The sequence below is a fragment of the Ancylobacter mangrovi genome (assembly GCF_024752335.1).
Classification (GTDB): domain Bacteria; phylum Pseudomonadota; class Alphaproteobacteria; order Rhizobiales; family Xanthobacteraceae; genus Ancylobacter; species Ancylobacter mangrovi.
Genome location: NZ_JANTHY010000002.1, coordinates 219,443 through 234,814, shown reverse-complemented (window position 1 = coordinate 234,814; position 15,372 = coordinate 219,443). Strand labels below are relative to the sequence as shown.

13 protein-coding genes and 1 tRNA gene are annotated in these 15,372 nt (G+C 69.2%); 6 read left to right on the top strand and 8 right to left on the bottom strand.

What is annotated here, in order from left to right:
- Window positions 1-384: 384 nt before the first annotated feature.
- Window positions 385-969, bottom strand: a complete 585-nt coding sequence (locus tag NVS83_RS06925; RefSeq protein WP_258738679.1) for a TetR/AcrR family transcriptional regulator — start codon at window positions 967-969, stop codon at window positions 385-387.
- A 299-nt stretch (window positions 970-1,268) separates the two neighbouring features.
- On the opposite strand from NVS83_RS06925, the gene NVS83_RS06920 reads away from it, so the two are divergent.
- A complete protein-coding gene (locus NVS83_RS06920; RefSeq protein ID WP_258738678.1) occupies window positions 1,269-2,867 on the top strand; it encodes an MFS transporter in 1,599 nt (532 codons plus the stop codon).
- A 28-nt stretch (window positions 2,868-2,895) separates the two neighbouring features.
- On the opposite strand, the gene NVS83_RS06915 is transcribed toward NVS83_RS06920, so the two are convergent.
- The 4 genes from NVS83_RS06915 to NVS83_RS06900 form a co-directional block, all read right to left on the bottom strand.
- Window positions 2,896-3,648 (bottom strand): SDR family NAD(P)-dependent oxidoreductase, encoded by a 753-nt coding sequence (locus NVS83_RS06915; protein WP_258738677.1) that lies wholly within the window; start codon window positions 3,646-3,648, stop codon window positions 2,896-2,898.
- Window positions 3,649-3,675: 27 nt separating this feature from the next.
- Window positions 3,676-4,845, bottom strand: a complete 1,170-nt coding sequence (locus NVS83_RS06910) for a mandelate racemase/muconate lactonizing enzyme family protein (RefSeq protein WP_258738676.1) — start codon at window positions 4,843-4,845, stop codon at window positions 3,676-3,678.
- A gap of 8 nt (window positions 4,846-4,853) precedes the next feature.
- Window positions 4,854-5,534 carry an amino acid ABC transporter permease gene (locus NVS83_RS06905; RefSeq protein WP_258738675.1) on the bottom strand — a complete coding sequence of 227 codons (681 nt, stop codon included), beginning with the start codon at window positions 5,532-5,534 and terminating at the stop codon, window positions 4,854-4,856.
- Between the two features lie 170 nt (window positions 5,535-5,704).
- Entirely contained in the window at window positions 5,705-6,559 is an 855-nt protein-coding gene (locus NVS83_RS06900) for a substrate-binding periplasmic protein (protein WP_258738674.1), read from the bottom strand.
- 187 nt (window positions 6,560-6,746) lie between these two features.
- Here NVS83_RS06900 and NVS83_RS06895 point away from each other — a divergent pair, with 187 nt between their 5' ends.
- Window positions 6,747-7,922 (top strand): mandelate racemase/muconate lactonizing enzyme family protein, encoded by a 1,176-nt coding sequence (locus NVS83_RS06895; RefSeq protein ID WP_258739116.1) that lies wholly within the window; start codon window positions 6,747-6,749, stop codon window positions 7,920-7,922.
- Window positions 7,888-8,703 (top strand): FadR/GntR family transcriptional regulator, encoded by an 816-nt coding sequence (locus NVS83_RS06890; RefSeq protein WP_258738673.1) that lies wholly within the window; start codon window positions 7,888-7,890, stop codon window positions 8,701-8,703. The genes NVS83_RS06895 and NVS83_RS06890 overlap by 35 nt, the downstream gene beginning before the upstream one ends.
- 434 nt (window positions 8,704-9,137) lie before the next feature.
- Here the strand turns inward: NVS83_RS06890 and NVS83_RS06885 are convergent.
- From NVS83_RS06885 to NVS83_RS06875, 3 genes are all read right to left on the bottom strand, one after another.
- Window positions 9,138-9,214 (bottom strand) — tRNA-Arg (locus NVS83_RS06885).
- Between the two features lie 196 nt (window positions 9,215-9,410).
- The gene (locus NVS83_RS06880; protein WP_258738672.1) at window positions 9,411-10,745 is read right to left on the bottom strand and encodes a glycoside hydrolase family 2 TIM barrel-domain containing protein; all 1,335 of its coding nucleotides are present in this window, start codon (window positions 10,743-10,745) and stop codon (window positions 9,411-9,413) included.
- Window positions 10,746-10,762: 17 nt separating this feature from the next.
- The gene (locus NVS83_RS06875; RefSeq protein ID WP_374115022.1) at window positions 10,763-12,316 is read right to left on the bottom strand and encodes an ATP-binding protein; all 1,554 of its coding nucleotides are present in this window, start codon (window positions 12,314-12,316) and stop codon (window positions 10,763-10,765) included.
- 489 nt (window positions 12,317-12,805) lie between these two features.
- On the opposite strand from NVS83_RS06875, the gene rpmH reads away from it, so the two are divergent.
- The 3 genes from rpmH to yidC all read left to right on the top strand — a co-directional run bounded on the left by rpmH (window position 12,806) and on the right by yidC (window position 15,263).
- A complete protein-coding gene (gene rpmH / locus NVS83_RS06870) occupies window positions 12,806-12,940 on the top strand; it encodes a 50S ribosomal protein L34 (RefSeq protein WP_258731760.1) in 135 nt (44 codons plus the stop codon).
- 63 nt (window positions 12,941-13,003) lie between these two features.
- Window positions 13,004-13,414, top strand: coding sequence for a ribonuclease P protein component (rnpA, locus tag NVS83_RS06865; protein WP_258738671.1), 411 nt, complete (start codon window positions 13,004-13,006; stop codon window positions 13,412-13,414).
- Entirely contained in the window at window positions 13,404-15,263 is a 1,860-nt protein-coding gene (gene yidC / locus NVS83_RS06860; protein WP_258738670.1) for a membrane protein insertase YidC, read from the top strand. Before rnpA ends, yidC begins: the two co-directional genes overlap by 11 nt.
- The last annotated feature ends 109 nt before the right edge of the window (window positions 15,264-15,372 follow it).

Below are 15,372 nucleotides of genomic sequence, written 5' to 3'. Positions count from 1 at the left end.
CGCGTCGACGCGCCATCTCACGCCGCTCCGGTGTCAGCGGCCGATCGCGGCTCGGATGTCGCGCGGGCGTGCGATCGGCCGAGCTTAAACGGCCGATGACAGCGCGCATTCCTTTCGAGATCGACGAAGCGCGAGGAGGTTGTCCGGCGGCCCTATTGAGGACCTTACCGAGGCGGCTCGGTCGCTCGCCGAGCGCGCGGTCTGCCTAACGGCTGCGGTCCATGAGGAGTCAGCCTATCCCCCATCGCGTACCGTGGCAGCCCGCCTCGGCTCCGTTTGACACTGCCCTATCTAATTAGCCGACCAATTGACCCTTCTGGCGCGCACTCGCGTCGTGGTCGGCAGCCGCCGCAAGGATCCGGCGAAACGGATATGTCGGCGCGATCATGCGGGCCACGCCTTCATCGCGCGGGCGATGACCTTTTTAAGCTCGGCATTGGTCGCGCCCCATTGCGCCTCAAAGGCGAGTCCGGCCCCGACCACCAGTACGTAGCGGGCCAGTTCCTCCGCATCCGCATCGGGCGGAAGGTCGCCCGCGGCGATCGCGGCTTCGAACCGCGCCCGCAGGCGGCCTCGTCGCGCCGCGCGCAGTTCGGCCTGCCTTGTCCGCACTGCCTCTTCCGCCTGAGCCCCCGACATCCCGCATTTGAGTGCGAGGCAGCCGAGAGGATGGGCGGCGCCGTCGGTGTAGATGTCGGCCAGCCGGGTCAGCATGCCCTCGGCCACACGGCGCGACGTCGGCTCTGCCAGCGCCACCTCGGCGGCGACGAGATAGGTATCGTAGTAATAGTCCAGGACCCGCCGGAAAAGGCCATCCTTGCTGCCGAAGGCGAAATAGAAGCTGGGCGGCTTGCACCCGATGGTGCGCGTCAGATCGGCCAGCGATGTGCGGTCGTAGCCGTTCTCCCAGAACAGCGCCGTCGCCCGGACGACCGCCTCGTCGATGTCGAATTCCCTGTGGCGCGCCATCGCTGCCTCCTCCGGCCGCCGTCAAATGTAGCAGTCACTAGAAAATCGTTTGACGACCCGCTCAATAAAATATAGTGATCGCTATAGAATAGCAATTCTCACTTCCCTGGGGGAACTGGCCGATCCCGGAACCAGGCTCGACGCGTCGATTGGGCCGTTTCGCAAAGGCGACGCGGTGGAGACGGGGCCGATGCGCCTTGGCCTCTCATAGAGGTCTTTCGTTACCAGCCAAAATAGGCTCCTCGCGAGGAGCCGGCCGGACCGCCCCTGGCGGGCGTCCGCCATTGCAGGAGGCAAGCATGGCAACCCAACCGACGCTCTCGCCGGGCAAGGCAGAGGAGAAGCGCAAGCGCCTCGTCCTCGTCTCCGTCGGTCTCGCGTCGTCGCTGATCATGCTCGACTCGAATATCGTCGCAGTGTCGTTGCCGTCTATCGCCAGAACCTTCGGGGCGACCTTCTCGGATATCGAGTGGGTGGTCAGCGCCTACGTCCTCTCCTTCGCGGCGCTGCTGCTGGCCGCGGGCTCCTATGCCGACCGGCATGGCCGCAAGCTGGCGATGCTCGTCGGCCTCGTGATCTTCACCGTCGCGTCGGCGGCCTGCGGGCTGGCGACCTCCGCTTTGATCCTCAACCTGTCCCGGGCCGTGCAGGGCGTCGGAGCCAGCCTGCTGCTGACGGCGTCGCTGGCGGTGATCAACCACACCTTCTACGGGGCCGAGCGGGCGAAGGCCTATGCCTTCTGGGGTTCCTGTCTCGGCATCGCCATCACCTGCGGCCCGATCCTCGGCGGCGTCATAACGGACTATCTCGGCTGGCGCTGGGCCTTCCTCATCAATCCGCCGATCTGCATGATCCTCTTCGTCGCCAGTGCGCTGGTGGTCGAAGAATCGCGCGATCACGAGGCGAAGAAGCTCGACTGGCCGGGAATCGCCACCTTCAGCGCGGGGCTGTTCCTGCTGATCTGGGCCTCGATCGACGGCAACAGCCTCGGCTGGCTCAGCACGCCGATCGTGCTGCGGATCGTCGGCGGCCTGATCCTGATCGGCACCTTCTGCCTGATCGAAATTCGCGAACCGCGGCCCATGGTCGATTTCAGCCTGTTCCGGCAGCCGACCTTTCTCGGCTCGGCCTTCGCCATGCTGGGATATGCGGTCGGCGCGCAGGTGCTGATCTTCTTCCTGCCGCTGCTGTTGCAGAACGCCTTCGGGCTGGAACCCGCGCGGGCCGGGCTCGCCATGCTTCCCTTCGCCCTGCCGATGTTCCTGGCGCCGCGGTTCGGGGCGAGGCTCGCCGCGCGCTACTCGGGCCGCGCGCTGCTGACGCTGGGCATCGCCGTGACCGTCCTCGGCGATCTCATGCTCTATTTCCTGATCGAGGGCGGCTCGAACTACACCGTCTTCGCCATCGGCATGATCGTCGCCGGCGTCGGCGCCGGCCTGCTCAACAGCGAGACGGCGAAGGTCATGCAGGGCGCCGTGCCGCCGCAGCGCGCGGGCATGGCTTCGGGCATTTCGGCGACGACCCGCTTCATCGGCCTGCTGTTCGGCGTCGCGGGCCTCGGGGCCGTGCTCTCGAATGGCGTGACCGCCCGCTTCGTCTCCTCCGGGGCCGTTCACCGGCTGGATGCCGGCCTGCTCCGGCAAGCGGCCAAGCGGGTCTCTTCGGGCGACCTGGACGGCGTCGTGTCCATGCTCGGCGGTGCCGATGGCGGGGCGATCCACGCCGCCGCCCGCAACGCCTTCGCCGGCGGCTTCGGCGATGTCAGCGTGATCGCGGCCCTCATCGCAGCGTTCTTCGGCGTCCTGACCTATGTGCTGGTCCGCGCCAGCGAGACCGCACCGACGTCTTCGGCGAAGGACAGTGGCAACGGAGAGCAGCCGGTCGCCGTCATGGAGTAAGCACCGGGTTTGCCCCGCTCACCACGCGTCAGTACACGGCGCGCCCGCCCGATATGTCGAACACCGCTCCGGTCGAGAAGCCGCAGTCCTCGGAGGAGAGCCACGCGATCATCGCGGCGACCTCGTCGAGCTGCAGGAAGCGGCCCATCGGGATCTTCGACAGCATGAAGTCGATATGCTCCTGGCTCATCTGGTCGAAGAGCTCGGTCTTCGCCGCCGCCGGGGTGACGCAGTTGACGAGGATGCCGGAGCTCGCAAGCTCCTTGCCGAGCGACTTGGTCAACCCGATCACGCCGGCCTTCGAGGCCGAATAATGCGAGGCGTTGGGGTTGCCCTCCTTGCCGGCGATCGAGGCGACGTTGACGATGCGGCCCCAGCCGTTCTTCAGCAGTTCCGGCACCACCGCCTTGCAGGTGAGGAACGGTCCGATCAGGTTGACCTCGACCACGCGGCGCCAGCTCGCCGTGTCGAGCTCCCACAGCTTGCCGTTGCCGCCGGTGATGCCGGCATTGTTGATGAGGATGTCGATCTTGCCGTGCGCCTCGAGCGTCGCCTGGGTCGCCTCGTTGACCGAAGCCTCCTCGGTCAGCTCGACGATGTGGGTCGAGACCTTGCCCAGCGCGAAAAGCGCGGCGGAGGCCTCGGCGAGCCGCGCGCCGTCGATGTCCCACAGCGCGACCGCGGCGCCGGATTTCAGCAGGCGTTCGGCCGTGGCGTAGCCGATGCCGCGGGCGCCGCCGGTGACGATGGCGACGCGGCCCTTCAGGTCGATGGCGTTCATGGCGTTTCCTCTTCCGGGCGATCGCCTTCAGCCGGGCGCAAAGAACGATGCCGCATCGGTGGTGTAGCGGGCGACGGCGGCGGGATCGAGCGCGATACCGAGGCCGGGCCGGGCCGGAATGCGCAGATAGCCCTCGGCATCCACGGTGAAGGGCTCGGCGACGATGCCATCGAGATAGGGGCTGCCGCCGATGAACTCGACGAGATCGCAATGCGGCATGGCCGCGGCGAGCTGCAGGTCGGCGGCGAGGCCGAGCGCGGTGTTCCAGCCATGGCCGACATATGTCACGCCAAACTCGTCGGCGAGCCAGGCGATGCGGCGCTGCTCGGAGATGCCGCCGACCTTGGTGACGTCCGGCTGCACGATGTCGAGCGCGCCCTTGGCGAGCCAGGGCAGAAAGGCCTGCCGGCGGGTGAGCACCTCGCCGCCGGCGATCGGCACCGGGCTCGCGCGGCGCAGGGTGACGAAGTCGTCGAGCGCGTCGGGGCGCAGCGCCTCCTCGAACCAGCCGACATCGTAGTCCTTCAGCATGTGCGCCGTGTTGAGCGCCCATTTCAGGCCCTGCGGCCAGTGCGCGTCGGAGGCGCCGGCATCGACGAAGAGCTGCGCGTCCTCGCCCGCCGCCGTCCGTGCGGCGCGTACGATGGCCTCGTCGAACCTGCGGTCGTCGCGGCGGCCGAACGGGCCCCAGCCGATCTTGAACGCCTTGAAGCCGCGCGCGCGGTGCGGGCCGATCACGTCCGCCATCCGCTCGGGCTCCTCCATCAGCAGCGAGCAATAGGGCTTCACCCGGTCGCGATAGGTGCCTCCCAGCAGCCGCCCGACCGGCTGGCCGAGCGCCTTGCCGAGAATGTCCCACAGCGCGATGTCGATGCCGCTGATGGCATGGGTGAGTGCGCCGCCGCGGCCCATCCAGAACGTGTTCTGGTGCATCTTCTCGGTGACGCGCTCGGGCTCCAGCGCGTTCTCCCCGCGCCAGAGCGGCTCCAGCACGTCGACGGCCGCCTTCACCAGCCGCCCGTCGGTGAACACGCTGCCGAAGCCGGTGATGCCTTCCTTCGTATGCACCGCGATCAGCGCGTGCACCGAATCCTCGGGGCGGATCTCCGCCGACCAGCCGCCCTTCGGGCTCTCGCCGAACAGCGGGGCGACCGCGATGGAGCGGATCGTGACCTTGGGCAGCGAGGTATCGGGCATGGCGGGACTCAATTCTTCTGCGGGGCCGCCGCCCAGCCGCGCTGCGACCAGCGCTCGAGGCGCCGGACCAGCAGGGCGGACGGGTAGCCGACCGCGAAATAGAGGATGGCGGTGACGGTGTAGACGGTGAAGTACTGGTAGTTGCGCGCGGCGATGATCTGGCCGGAGAACATCAGCTCTTGTACCGTCACCACCGAGGCGAGCGCGGTGTCCTTGAACAGCGCGATGAGGTAGTTGCCGAGCGCTGGCAGGACGACGCGGAACGCCTGCGGGAACACCACCTTGATGAAGGTGACGGTCGGCTTCAGCCCGAGGCTCTGCGCCGCCTCGTACTGGCTTCTCGGCACGGACTGGATGCCGGAGCGGTACACCTCGCTCATGAAGGCGGAGTAGTTGACCGTCAGGCCGATGATGGCGGCGGTGACCGGCTCCAGCCGGATTCCGGCGCTGGGAAGCACGTAATAGATGTAGATGAGCTGCAGGATCAGCGGCGTGGCGCGGATGAACTCCACATAGAAGTCCGCCGGCCAGCGGATCCAGCGCTTCGGCGACAGCCGCGCCAGCGCGATGGGGATGGCGATCACCCCGGCCAGCAGGATGACGACGACGGTGAGGAAGGTCGTCATGGCGAGGCCCTGCAGGAAGACCATGCCGTAGTCGTGGACGACCGAAAGATCGAGCAGGTTCATGGGTCGGCTCGCCGGGTGTTGCGGGGGTGTGCGGCGAGACTAGCGCGCGGCACCGTTCTGCGTCCCGGCGTCATCCCGGAACGGCCGCGGGGCCGTGTCCGGGATCGTCATCCGCTCTTCGCACGCGGTCCCGGCGCGCGCGTGCCCGCCGGCCGGGACGGTGGCGACCGTCACAGGGGGAAGAAGAACATGTTGCGGTTGGTCAGGCCGTACTTCTTCAGGATGGCCGAGGCTTGGCCGTTGCCGCGCACCTCGGCGAGGCCCTGGGTGAAGGCGCTGCGCAGCGAGCAGTCCGCCTTGCGCAGGGCGTAGCGCGCATAGCCGTAGCCATATTTGAAGATCAGCTCGTCGGGGATGGCGACGTTCTGCACGATCTCGATCGGCGCGGAGGCGTTGGCCTTCATGAACTCGATCACCTTCACGTCGTCCTCGAGGATGGCGTCGACGCGGCCGGTGGAGATGGCGGAGAACTCCTCGGCGTCGGTCTGGAAGGCGGTGACCGCGACGCCGATCTTGCGCAGATACTCGTCCGCCGCCGAACCGGCGATGGCGCCGACCTTCTTGCCCTTCATCGTGTCGAAGGAGGTGATGCCGGCCGGGTTGCCCTTGCCGACCACGATCGCCGGGCCGTACCACCAGGCCGGCCCGGTGAAGGACACCGCCTTCAGGCGGTCCGGCGTGACGTGGATGTTGGCGGCGACCACGTCGATGCGGTCGGCGAGCAGCGCCGGGATCAGCTGGCCGAAGGGCATCACCTCATATTTGAACTTGGTGACGCCGGCCCATTTCAGCGCCGCCTTCACCAGCTCGACGTCGAGGCCGGTGGCCTCCTTGGTCGCCGGGTCGAGCGAGGAATAGGGCGGCGAGGGCGAGAAGCCCAGCGTCACGCCGTCGGCCCTGGCCTTGGCGAGGGACGGGTCGCCGCAATTGTCGAACAGCGGCGGGGCCTCGAACTGGAACTCCTGCGCGATGGCGCCGGTGCCCAAGACGGCGACGAACAGCGCCGCCAACACGGATTTCAGCATTGCTCACTCCTCTGCCTGGAACGGCCGGCTTGCCGCCGGCGCTGTCTTGCGAAAAATATGACTTCTTGAAATTATCCTGTCCAGATGGTTTCAGGTGTGGTGGCCATGGAATGAAGAAAAATATGATTTATTGTAGTTCGAACGAATGGAACGGGCGGCGCGCGGCGGCCCGGCGGGAACGAGCGTGATGCGCATCGAGGCGGTCGATTTCTTCTATCTGGCGATGCCGGAGATCACGACGGACGCCGATGGCAGCCAGGATGCACTGCTGGTGCGGGTGCGTGCCGGGGAGCATGAGGGCTGGGGCGAATGCGAAGCCTCGCCGCTCACCTCCATCGCCGCCTTCGTCGCGCCGATGTCGCACGGCATCTGCCGGCCGGTCGGCGCCTCGGTGCTCGGGCAACGGGTCGACGGGCCGGCAGACATCGCCCGCATCGCCGCGCTGATCGAGCATGACAGCATGGACCTGTTGCAGGCCGCCCATACCTGGTCGGGCGTCGAGATGGCGCTGTGGGACCTCGTCGGCAAGGCACGCGGCGAGCCGGTGTGGCGGCTCCTCGGCTATGCGCGCGCCTTCCCCAAGACGCCCTATGCCTCGTTGCTGTTCGGTCCCACCCCGCAGGACACGCTCGCCCGGGCGCGGGATGCGGTGGCGCGCGGCTTCCGCGCCGCCAAGTTCGGCTGGGCCGATTTCGGCGCCGGCACGCTGGCGCGCGACGTCGACCAGCTCGCCGCCGCACGAGAAGGGCTGGGCCCCGAGGCGCTGCTGCTGGTCGATGTCGGGCAGATCTGGGTAGAGGATGTCGAGCGCGCCGCGCTGCGCCTGCCGGCGCTGGAGCGGTTCGGGGCGACCTGGCTGGAGGAGCCCTTCCTCGCCAGCGCCTATGAGGCCTATGGCGCGCTCAGCCCCCGCAGCGCGAAGGTAAGGCTCGCCGGCGGCGAGGGGGCGCATAATTTCCACATGGCGCGGCACCTCATCGACTATGGCGGCATCGGCTATGTGCAGATCGATTGCGGGCGCATCGGCGGCATCGGCCCGGCCAAGCGCGTGGCCGACTATGCGGCGCCGCGCGGGGTCACCTATGTGAACCACACCTTCACCTCGCATCTCGCGCTTTCCGCGTCGCTCCAGCCCTATGCGGGGCTGGAGGCGCACCGGATCTGCGAATATCCGGCCGCGCCGCGCGCGCTCTGCGTCGAGATGACGAGCAATCACCTGCGCCCGGACGCGAATGGTGCGATCATGCTGGGCGAGGCGCCCGGCCTCGGCGTCGGGATCGACCTCGCGGCCATCCGGCGTTACCTCGTGGATACGGAGATCAAGGTCGGTGGACAGACCCTCTACGCCACGCCGGCGCCCTGAGCCGGAGACGGCGGAGCCTTCGGAGGGAGCCGGCGAGCCGCGCGCGCCGCGCCGCTCGGGCTATCGCATCAGCGGCGTGCAGGGCGGCATCATCACCGAGCTCGGCCGCGCCATCGTCTCCGGCCGTTTCGCCCCGGGCGAGCTGCTGCCGCGCGAGCCGGCGCTGATCGCCGAGTTCGCCGCCAGCCGCCCCTCGCTGCGCGAGGCGCTCAAGGTGCTCGCCGCCAAGGGGCTGATCGAGATGCGCCAGAAGGTCGGCACGCGGGTGCGCCCGCGCGACCTGTGGAACATGTTCGACAGCGACGTGCTGGCCTGGCATTTCGGCGAGGGCCCGTCCGCCGGTCCGCAGCGCGACGCCATGCTGCGCGACCTGATCGAGCTTCGGCAGGTGATCGAGCCCTCGGCGGCGCGCTTCGCCGCCGGGCGGGCGTCGATGGACGACCTGCGGCGCCTGCGCCAGGGCGTGGAGGCGATGGAGGCGGCGGTGGGCGACCTGTCCGCCTATGCCCGCGCCGATGTCGAGTTCCACATGGCGGTGTTCGCCGCCGCGCACAACGCGCTGCTCGCCTCCTTCGCCCATCTGGTGGCGGACTTCCTTCAGCTCAGCTTCTCCATCCAGCAGGAGGCGCTGAACGAGGCCGACAACCGCATCGAGGACGACGTGCGCCAGCACCGCCTGGTGTTCGACGCCATCAACCGCGGCGATGGCGAGGCGGCGGCGCTCGCCATGCGCGACGTGATCCTGAACGGCAAGAACTCGCTCCTCGCGGCGCTGGAGTGATCCGCGTCGGCCCGCTTCCGTTAGGAGGCGAGCCGGCAGCGGGCTGCGTGCCCCCGGCATGGGCGTGATCGGAGCCGGAGCATTGTCGCCGCCGCTATTGGAGGTGCCGGGAGATCAGGCTGGTCCCTCGGCGCGCCGGGCGACACCCGTCGCGCGGTGAATTTACCGATCATCGCGGTGGCGCGCACCGTTGCCGGCGGCGGCACCAAGCGGGGAGCTGTTCAAGCCCGCCTTGGGGGCAGCGAGCAACGCTGACGTCCGGGGCTGCCGGCGCCATTACAGCAGGGTCGCTTCGAGGTGTCTCTAGGCGAGGCTTCAGCTCGAGCCGGCGCGGCACCTGTTCCCGCTGCCGCCCGCGCGTGGTGGTCGTGACGATGGCGGGGATTGGTTAGGATCGAGATCCTGCGAACGTCTGCGAGACGATCGTTCAGGAATGGCGCGCCCGAAAGGATTCGAACCTCTGACCCCCAGATTCGTAGTCTGGTGCTCTATCCAGCTGAGCTACGGGCGCCCTGCCCATCGCGAGGTATGGGCAAATCCCGCCGCCGGAGAGTGCCGTGCGGCGAGGGCCCGTCAGCTACCCCGTTTCGCCGAGCAATGCAACATCCCTGATACAGCTCCCTGTGCACAGCTCGTCGCGACGCCGACCGGCACGCGCCCGCACGGCCCCGGCCGCACCACCTCCGAGGGTCGAACCCGCAGCGCAGCTAGCGCAGTTCGAAGGGCAGGTTGGCGGTCGCGCCCGCGCCGCGGCCGTCGCGCAGCTCGACGAAAATCCGGTAGTGGCCGGGCGGCAGGGGGGTGATGGTCGCGCCGTCGAGGCCGCCGTCCTGTATCGCCTGCGGAAAGACGGGCGGAACGGCTTCCGCGTCGCCGCCGATGCCCCGCGCCGTGCTCTCGGCCATCACGCGCCAGGTGGCGGTGAGCGGGTCGCCATCCGGGTCTACGGCGTTCAGCCGCACGCTTCCCGGCGCGTCGGCCGGCCAGGAGGCGAAGGGGGCGCTCGGGTCGCCGTCGACGCGCAGCCAGGCGATGCGGGGCGCGTGGTTGCCGCCCGGCGTCTGCCCGCCCCAGGCGTCGGCCATCGCTTCGGAGGCTTCGAGCCATTCCCCGCCGGCGAGCCGCAGGCTGTGCCAGCTCGGCGTCACCTCCTGCTTCTGGCCCCACAGGAACAGGATGGTGCCCGCCTTCTGCTCGCCGAGCGCCTTGAGATAGCGGCGGATCTGGATCGCCTTCTGGGTCGAGCTCGGCTCGAAGGGCGCACCCCAGGGCGTGGTGGCGGCCTGCCACTGGCCGAGCGCGCCGAGCTCGGTGATGACGATCGGCCCCGTCCAGCCCTGGTCACGGGCGCGGGCCGGCGCCGTGTAGAGCGCGTCGCCATAGGAGTTGAGGCCGAGCACGTCGATGCTCGGCGCCTGCGCACGCAGCCGCGCGACCTTGTCGGTGCCGGTCTCGGCGAGCACGGCCATCGTCGGATGGGCGGGGTCGGTGCGCTTCACCATGGCGGCGACCTGCTCGATCGCCGGCCAGACGGCGCCATCCCCGCCCGCCGGCAGGTCGACCTCCACCTCGTTGCCGATGCCCCACATGAGAAGGGCGGGGTGGTCCCGGTACCGCTGGACGGTGGCGCGGAGCTCGTTGAGCTGGCGGGCGACGAAGGCGGGGTCGCCATAGTCCGCGCCCTTGCGCGGCTGGCCGACCCACAGGCCGACGATGACCTTGAGCCCGGCCGCCTCGGCGGCGTCGAGCACCGGGCCGGGATCGCCGCCATAGGTGCGCACCGTCGTGGCGCCGAGCGCGGCGAGTTCGCCGAGCGGCCCGTCGCCCGTCGCCCCGCGCACGGCGAAGGGTTTGCCGTCGACGAGGATCCGCTCGCCCGCCACCGTCACCTCACGCGCCGTTGCGGATTTTGCGGCTTCGGCAGCGCTGGCGGCGGTCATGGGTAGAGTGAGAGGAGCGGCGAGGAAGGCGATGAGCGCGAAGGCCGTGGTGCGGGCGATCCGCGCCCGGCGGGTGCCGTGGCGGCGCCTGGTTCCGCTCATCGTCTCAACCTTTCCGCTCAGCCATGCGAGCGCTGGGCGCGATGGGCCTCGAGGTCCACCGGCCGGTCGGGGATGCGGAGCTGGAAGGTGGCGCCGATGGTGCCGGGCACGAGCTGGATGTCGCCGCCATGCGCCTGCATCAGCTCGGCGGCGATGGCGAGGCCGAGCCCCGTGCCGCCGCGCCGGGCCGAGCCCTGGAACGGCTCGAACAGGTGCGCGCGGGCGCGCTGGGGCACGCCGGGGCCGGTGTCGGCCACCTCGATCACCACGGTGCCACCCTCGCGGCGCCCGGTGATGCGGATCTGGTCGCGCTTGGGGTCGTTGGGCGCGCGGGCGGACAGCGCCTCCATGGCGTTGCGGCAGAGATTGAGCAGGATGCGGAAGAGCTGGTCCGGGTCGGCATCGACCTTGAGCCCGTCCTCGATCGATTCGATCCAGCCGACGCCGTCCTCCTCGTTGGCGCCGAGGCCGAGCGTGTCGCGCACCTCGCCGATCAGCGTGGCGAGGGCGACCATGCGCCGCTGCGGCGTCGGCTCCACCGCCTTGCCGTAGGCCAGCGTGTGCTCGCAATAGGCGATGGCGCGGTCGAGCGCCGCTTCCAGCTTCGGGGTGAAGCGCTGGACCGCGGGGTCGTCGATGTCGGCGAGGCGGTCGGAGATGAGCTGCACCGAGGACAGCAGGTTGCGCAGGTCGTGGTTGATCTTCGACACGGCGAGCCCGAGCGCGGCAAGGTGGGTCTTCTGCTGCAGCGTGTCGGCGATCTGCTGCTGCATGGTGACGAATTCGCGCTCGGCCTGGCCGATCTCGTCCATGCGCTCCATCGGCTCCAGTTCCGGGCCCGGCAGCGAGGGGTTCTCGCGGAACGCCACCATGCGCCGGGTCAGGCGGCGCATCGGCCGCACGAACATCCAGGCGAGGCCGAGATAGACCAGCGCGCCGGTGAGCGCGGTGACGATGAACGAGATCAGCAGCACGTTGCGGGTGAAGCGCAGCATCGCCTTGCGCAGCGGGGTCTCGTCGATGACGATTTCGACGAAGCCACCGCCGCGCGGGGGCGTGCCGACCACGCGGATGGTGCGGCCATTATGCGCGAGCAGCGTGTCGACCGCGTCCGACACCGCCTGCCAGGCCCCGACATCGCGCAGGTCCGCATGATGGTCGACTTCCGGCGGCATGTCGGTGGAGGCGAGCAGGCGCCGCGTGTCGTCGCGCTTCAGCGCCACGGTGATGGCGCCGACGCTGCCCAGAAGCTCGCGCGTGAGCTGGGGCGGGATCATCCCCTCGGGCGCCGCGTCCAGCACCAGCGCGGCGGTGCGCGCCGCCGCCAGCCGGTCGGACAGCCAGTTGAGCCGGAAGGCCGAGACGGCGGGCACGATGATGAGCACCTCGGCCAGCATGACGAAGGCGAGGGTGAAGGCGAGCAGCTTGCCCGAGAGGCCGAGATGGCGCGCAAAACCCTTGCCGCCCGGGTCCGGCGGCGCGTCCGCCCGGGTCTGCGCGAACCCGACCCCCGCCGGCCCTTCCGGGGCCGGCACGGCAGGTTCGTCCTCGATTTTCACGCGCCTGTTCATCGCACCTCGTGATCGTGGCGCCTCGCGATCGTGCCTTGCCGGTCGCCCGGCGCGAGTCGCCGCCGCGCGGGCCGGTTCGGCCATCCGACCCGAGGATTGCGGCAAGGCAAGGACGGTTTCCCCGTGTGGGGCTCCCTCTCGTCGCGGGTCGGGCCCGCCTGATATAGTACGCTCGGACGCGCGCGACAGATATCGCCGAGTTCATATGCGCCTGCCGGCGCGATCCGAAGCGGCGCAGGCAAGCGGACAACCGGGGCCTTTCCGGGTTGCCGCAGCGTCGGGCGCGGTGGCGTGCCGCAGCCGGGCGCGAAGGCGTCCCGACGCGATTGACTTGCGGCGGCCGCGCCCCTATAAGCCGCCGCGAACCTTGGCTGCCCGGCGGTCGGGTCGTTCCCCTATTTGCGCTTCGGCACCGTGGCATGTCCCGCGGCCGGCCGGATACGGGGTAGATCCGAGCCGGAAGCCTGACCACCAAGCGGAGAATACACCGTGAAGCGCACCTACCAGCCGAGCAAGCTCGTGCGCGCCCGCCGGCACGGCTTTCGTGCGCGCATGGCGACCCGCAACGGCCGCAAGATCATCAATGCGCGCCGGAATCATGGCCGCAAGCGTCTGTCGGCCTGACGTCCGTCTTCGGCCCCATATGGCTGGGGCGCGCCGCCCTGCCGCCTGAGGATCGGCGCCCCCATGCACCGGCTCGTCAAGCGCAAGGATTTTCTGGCCGCAGCCGCGGGGCTGCGCGCCAATGCCGGGTCCCTGCTGTTGCAGGCCCGCGACCGCGCGGACGAAACGCCGCCGCGCATCGGCCTCACCGTTACCAAGAAGCAGGGCAACGCCGTGGAGCGTAATCGCATCCGCCGGCGCCTGCGTGCGGCCGTGAGCGATGTCCTGCCGCGTGCCGGGCGGACGGGTTTCGACTATGTGATCGTCGCCCGCCGCACCGCGCTTGCCGCGCCCTTCACCGATCTCATTAACGACATAGAGCGGGGCATCGCCCGCCTTCACTCAGGAAGCCGGCGCCGGCCACGGCCCGCGACGCCAGACATGGCGCCGCCGCCGATCCCGGCGTCGACGGAGAGAACTGCCCATGACCAGTGAAAACCGCAACATGATCATTGCCATCGTCCTGTCGATGGCAGTGCTGATCGCCTGGCAGTTCTTCTCCGGCATCCCGCAGATGGAAGCCCAGCGCCAGCAGCAGGCCCAGCAGACCGCGCAGCAGCAGGCCCAGCAGCCGGCGGCGGACGGGCAGGGCGCCGCGACCGGGCAGGACACGGCCGGTGGCGCGCAGGCGCCCGGCGCCGCGGGCACCACGGCGCCGACCCCGGCCGCCGCGCCGCCCAAGGCCATGACCCGCACCGAGGCGCTGGCCCTCGCCCCGCGCGTTCCCATCGAGACGCCGACCGTGGTCGGCTCGGTCAACCTCAAGGGCGGGCGCATCGACGACCTCTCGCTGAAGGACTATCGCGAGACGGTCGACCCCGACAGCCCGATCATCGTGTTGCTGTCGCCCACGGGAGCGCCCGATCCGTTCTACGCCGAGTTCGGCTGGGTCGCGGGTTCCGGCTCCACCGTGAAGCTGCCCGCCAGCGACACGGTGTGGACCGCTCCCGACGGCGCGAAGCTGACGCCCACCACCCCGCTGACGCTGAGCTGGGACAATGGCGAGGGCCAGGTGTTCCACCGCACCATCTCGATCGACGAGCACTACATGTTCCACGTCGTCGACGCGGTGGAGAACAACGGCACCGCGGCGGTGACGCTGCATCCCTATGCGCTGGTCTCGCGCCACGGCACGCCGCACACGCTCGGCTACTACATCCTGCATGAAGGCCTGATCGGCGTGACCAGCGAGGGCGGGCTGCACGAGGTCAAGTACAAGGACATCGCGGAGAAGAAGAGCGAGACCTTCTCCTCGGTCGGCGGCTGGCTCGGCATCACCGACAAGTACTGGGCCGCGACCGTCATCCCCGGCACCGACGAGAAGGTGCAGGCGCGCTTCTCCGCCGCCCAGACCGGCGCCGACCTGACCTACCAGACCGACTTCCTCGGCGAGCCGGTCACCATCGACCCCGGCCAGAACGTGCAGCGCGACGGGCGCCTGTTCGCCGGCGCCAAGGTGGTGCGCGTCGTCGACGGCTACCAGAAGCAGTACAACATCGACCGCTTCGAGCTACTGATCGACTGGGGCTGGTTCTACTTCATCACCAAGCCCATGTTCACGGTGATCGACTGGATCTACCACGTCGTGGGCAATTTCGGCGTCGCCATCCTCATCGTGACGGTGCTGGTGAAGCTGATCTTCTTCCCGCTCGCCAACAAGAGCTACGCCTCGATGGCGAAGATGAAGGCGGTGCAGCCGGAGATCCAGGGCCTCCGCGAGCGCTACGGCGACGACAAGGTCAAGCTCCAGCAGGCGATGATGGAGATCTACAAGAAGGAGAAGATCAATCCGGTGGCGGGCTGCCTGCCCATCGTCATCCAGATCCCGGTCTTCTTCTCCCTGTACAAGGTGCTGTTCGTCACCATCGAAATGCGCCACGCGCCGTTCTTCGGCTGGATCAAGGACCTGTCCGCGCCCGATCCGACGACGGTGTTCAACCTGTTCGGCCTGATCCCGTGGGATCCCTCGACCGTGCCGGTGATCGGCCACTTCCTGATGCTCGGCGTGTGGCCGATCATCATGGGCTGCACCATGTGGGCGCAGATGAAGCTGAACCCGGCCCCGCCGGACCCGACCCAGAAGGCGATCTTCGACTGGATGCCGCTGATCTTCACCTTCATGCTGGCGCGCTTCGCCTCGGGCCTCGTCATCTACTGGGCGTGGAACAACACGCTCTCGGTGATCCAGCAGTCGATCATCATGCGCCGCAACGGCGTGAAGGTCGAACTGTGGGACAACCTGAAGAGCACCTTCGTCCGCAAGAAGAAGCGGACGGCCGGATAGGCGCGCGCCCGGCGCGCCGCCACGGCACCCATGGACCCGGCGGCGGGGACGGCCTGAGCGGCGGTTCCCGCCGCCTTTCATTCGGGCGGGCGAACCGCCCCGCCCCCGC

Excerpts from the sequence above, each read along its gene's own strand:
- NVS83_RS06915 (WP_258738677.1), bottom strand. The coding sequence starts at position 3,648 with ATGAACGCCATCGACCTGAAGGGCCGCGTCGCCATCGTCACCGGCGGC.
- NVS83_RS06920 (WP_258738678.1), top strand. The coding sequence starts at position 1,269 with ATGGCAACCCAACCGACGCTCTCGCCGGGCAAGGCAGAGGAGAAGCGC.
- NVS83_RS06895 (WP_258739116.1), top strand. The coding sequence starts at position 6,747 with ATGCGCATCGAGGCGGTCGATTTCTTCTATCTGGCGATGCCGGAGATC.
- rnpA (WP_258738671.1), top strand. The coding sequence starts at position 13,004 with ATGCACCGGCTCGTCAAGCGCAAGGATTTTCTGGCCGCAGCCGCGGGG.
- NVS83_RS06875 (WP_374115022.1), bottom strand. The coding sequence starts at position 12,316 with ATGAACAGGCGCGTGAAAATCGAGGACGAACCTGCCGTGCCGGCCCCG.
- NVS83_RS06925 (WP_258738679.1), bottom strand. The coding sequence starts at position 969 with ATGGCGCGCCACAGGGAATTCGACATCGACGAGGCGGTCGTCCGGGCG.
- NVS83_RS06905 (WP_258738675.1), bottom strand. The coding sequence starts at position 5,534 with ATGAACCTGCTCGATCTTTCGGTCGTCCACGACTACGGCATGGTCTTC.
- NVS83_RS06880 (WP_258738672.1), bottom strand. The coding sequence starts at position 10,745 with ATGAGCGGAACCAGGCGCCGCCACGGCACCCGCCGGGCGCGGATCGCC.
- NVS83_RS06900 (WP_258738674.1), bottom strand. The coding sequence starts at position 6,559 with ATGCTGAAATCCGTGTTGGCGGCGCTGTTCGTCGCCGTCTTGGGCACC.
- NVS83_RS06910 (WP_258738676.1), bottom strand. The coding sequence starts at position 4,845 with ATGCCCGATACCTCGCTGCCCAAGGTCACGATCCGCTCCATCGCGGTC.
- yidC (WP_258738670.1), top strand. The coding sequence starts at position 13,404 with ATGACCAGTGAAAACCGCAACATGATCATTGCCATCGTCCTGTCGATG.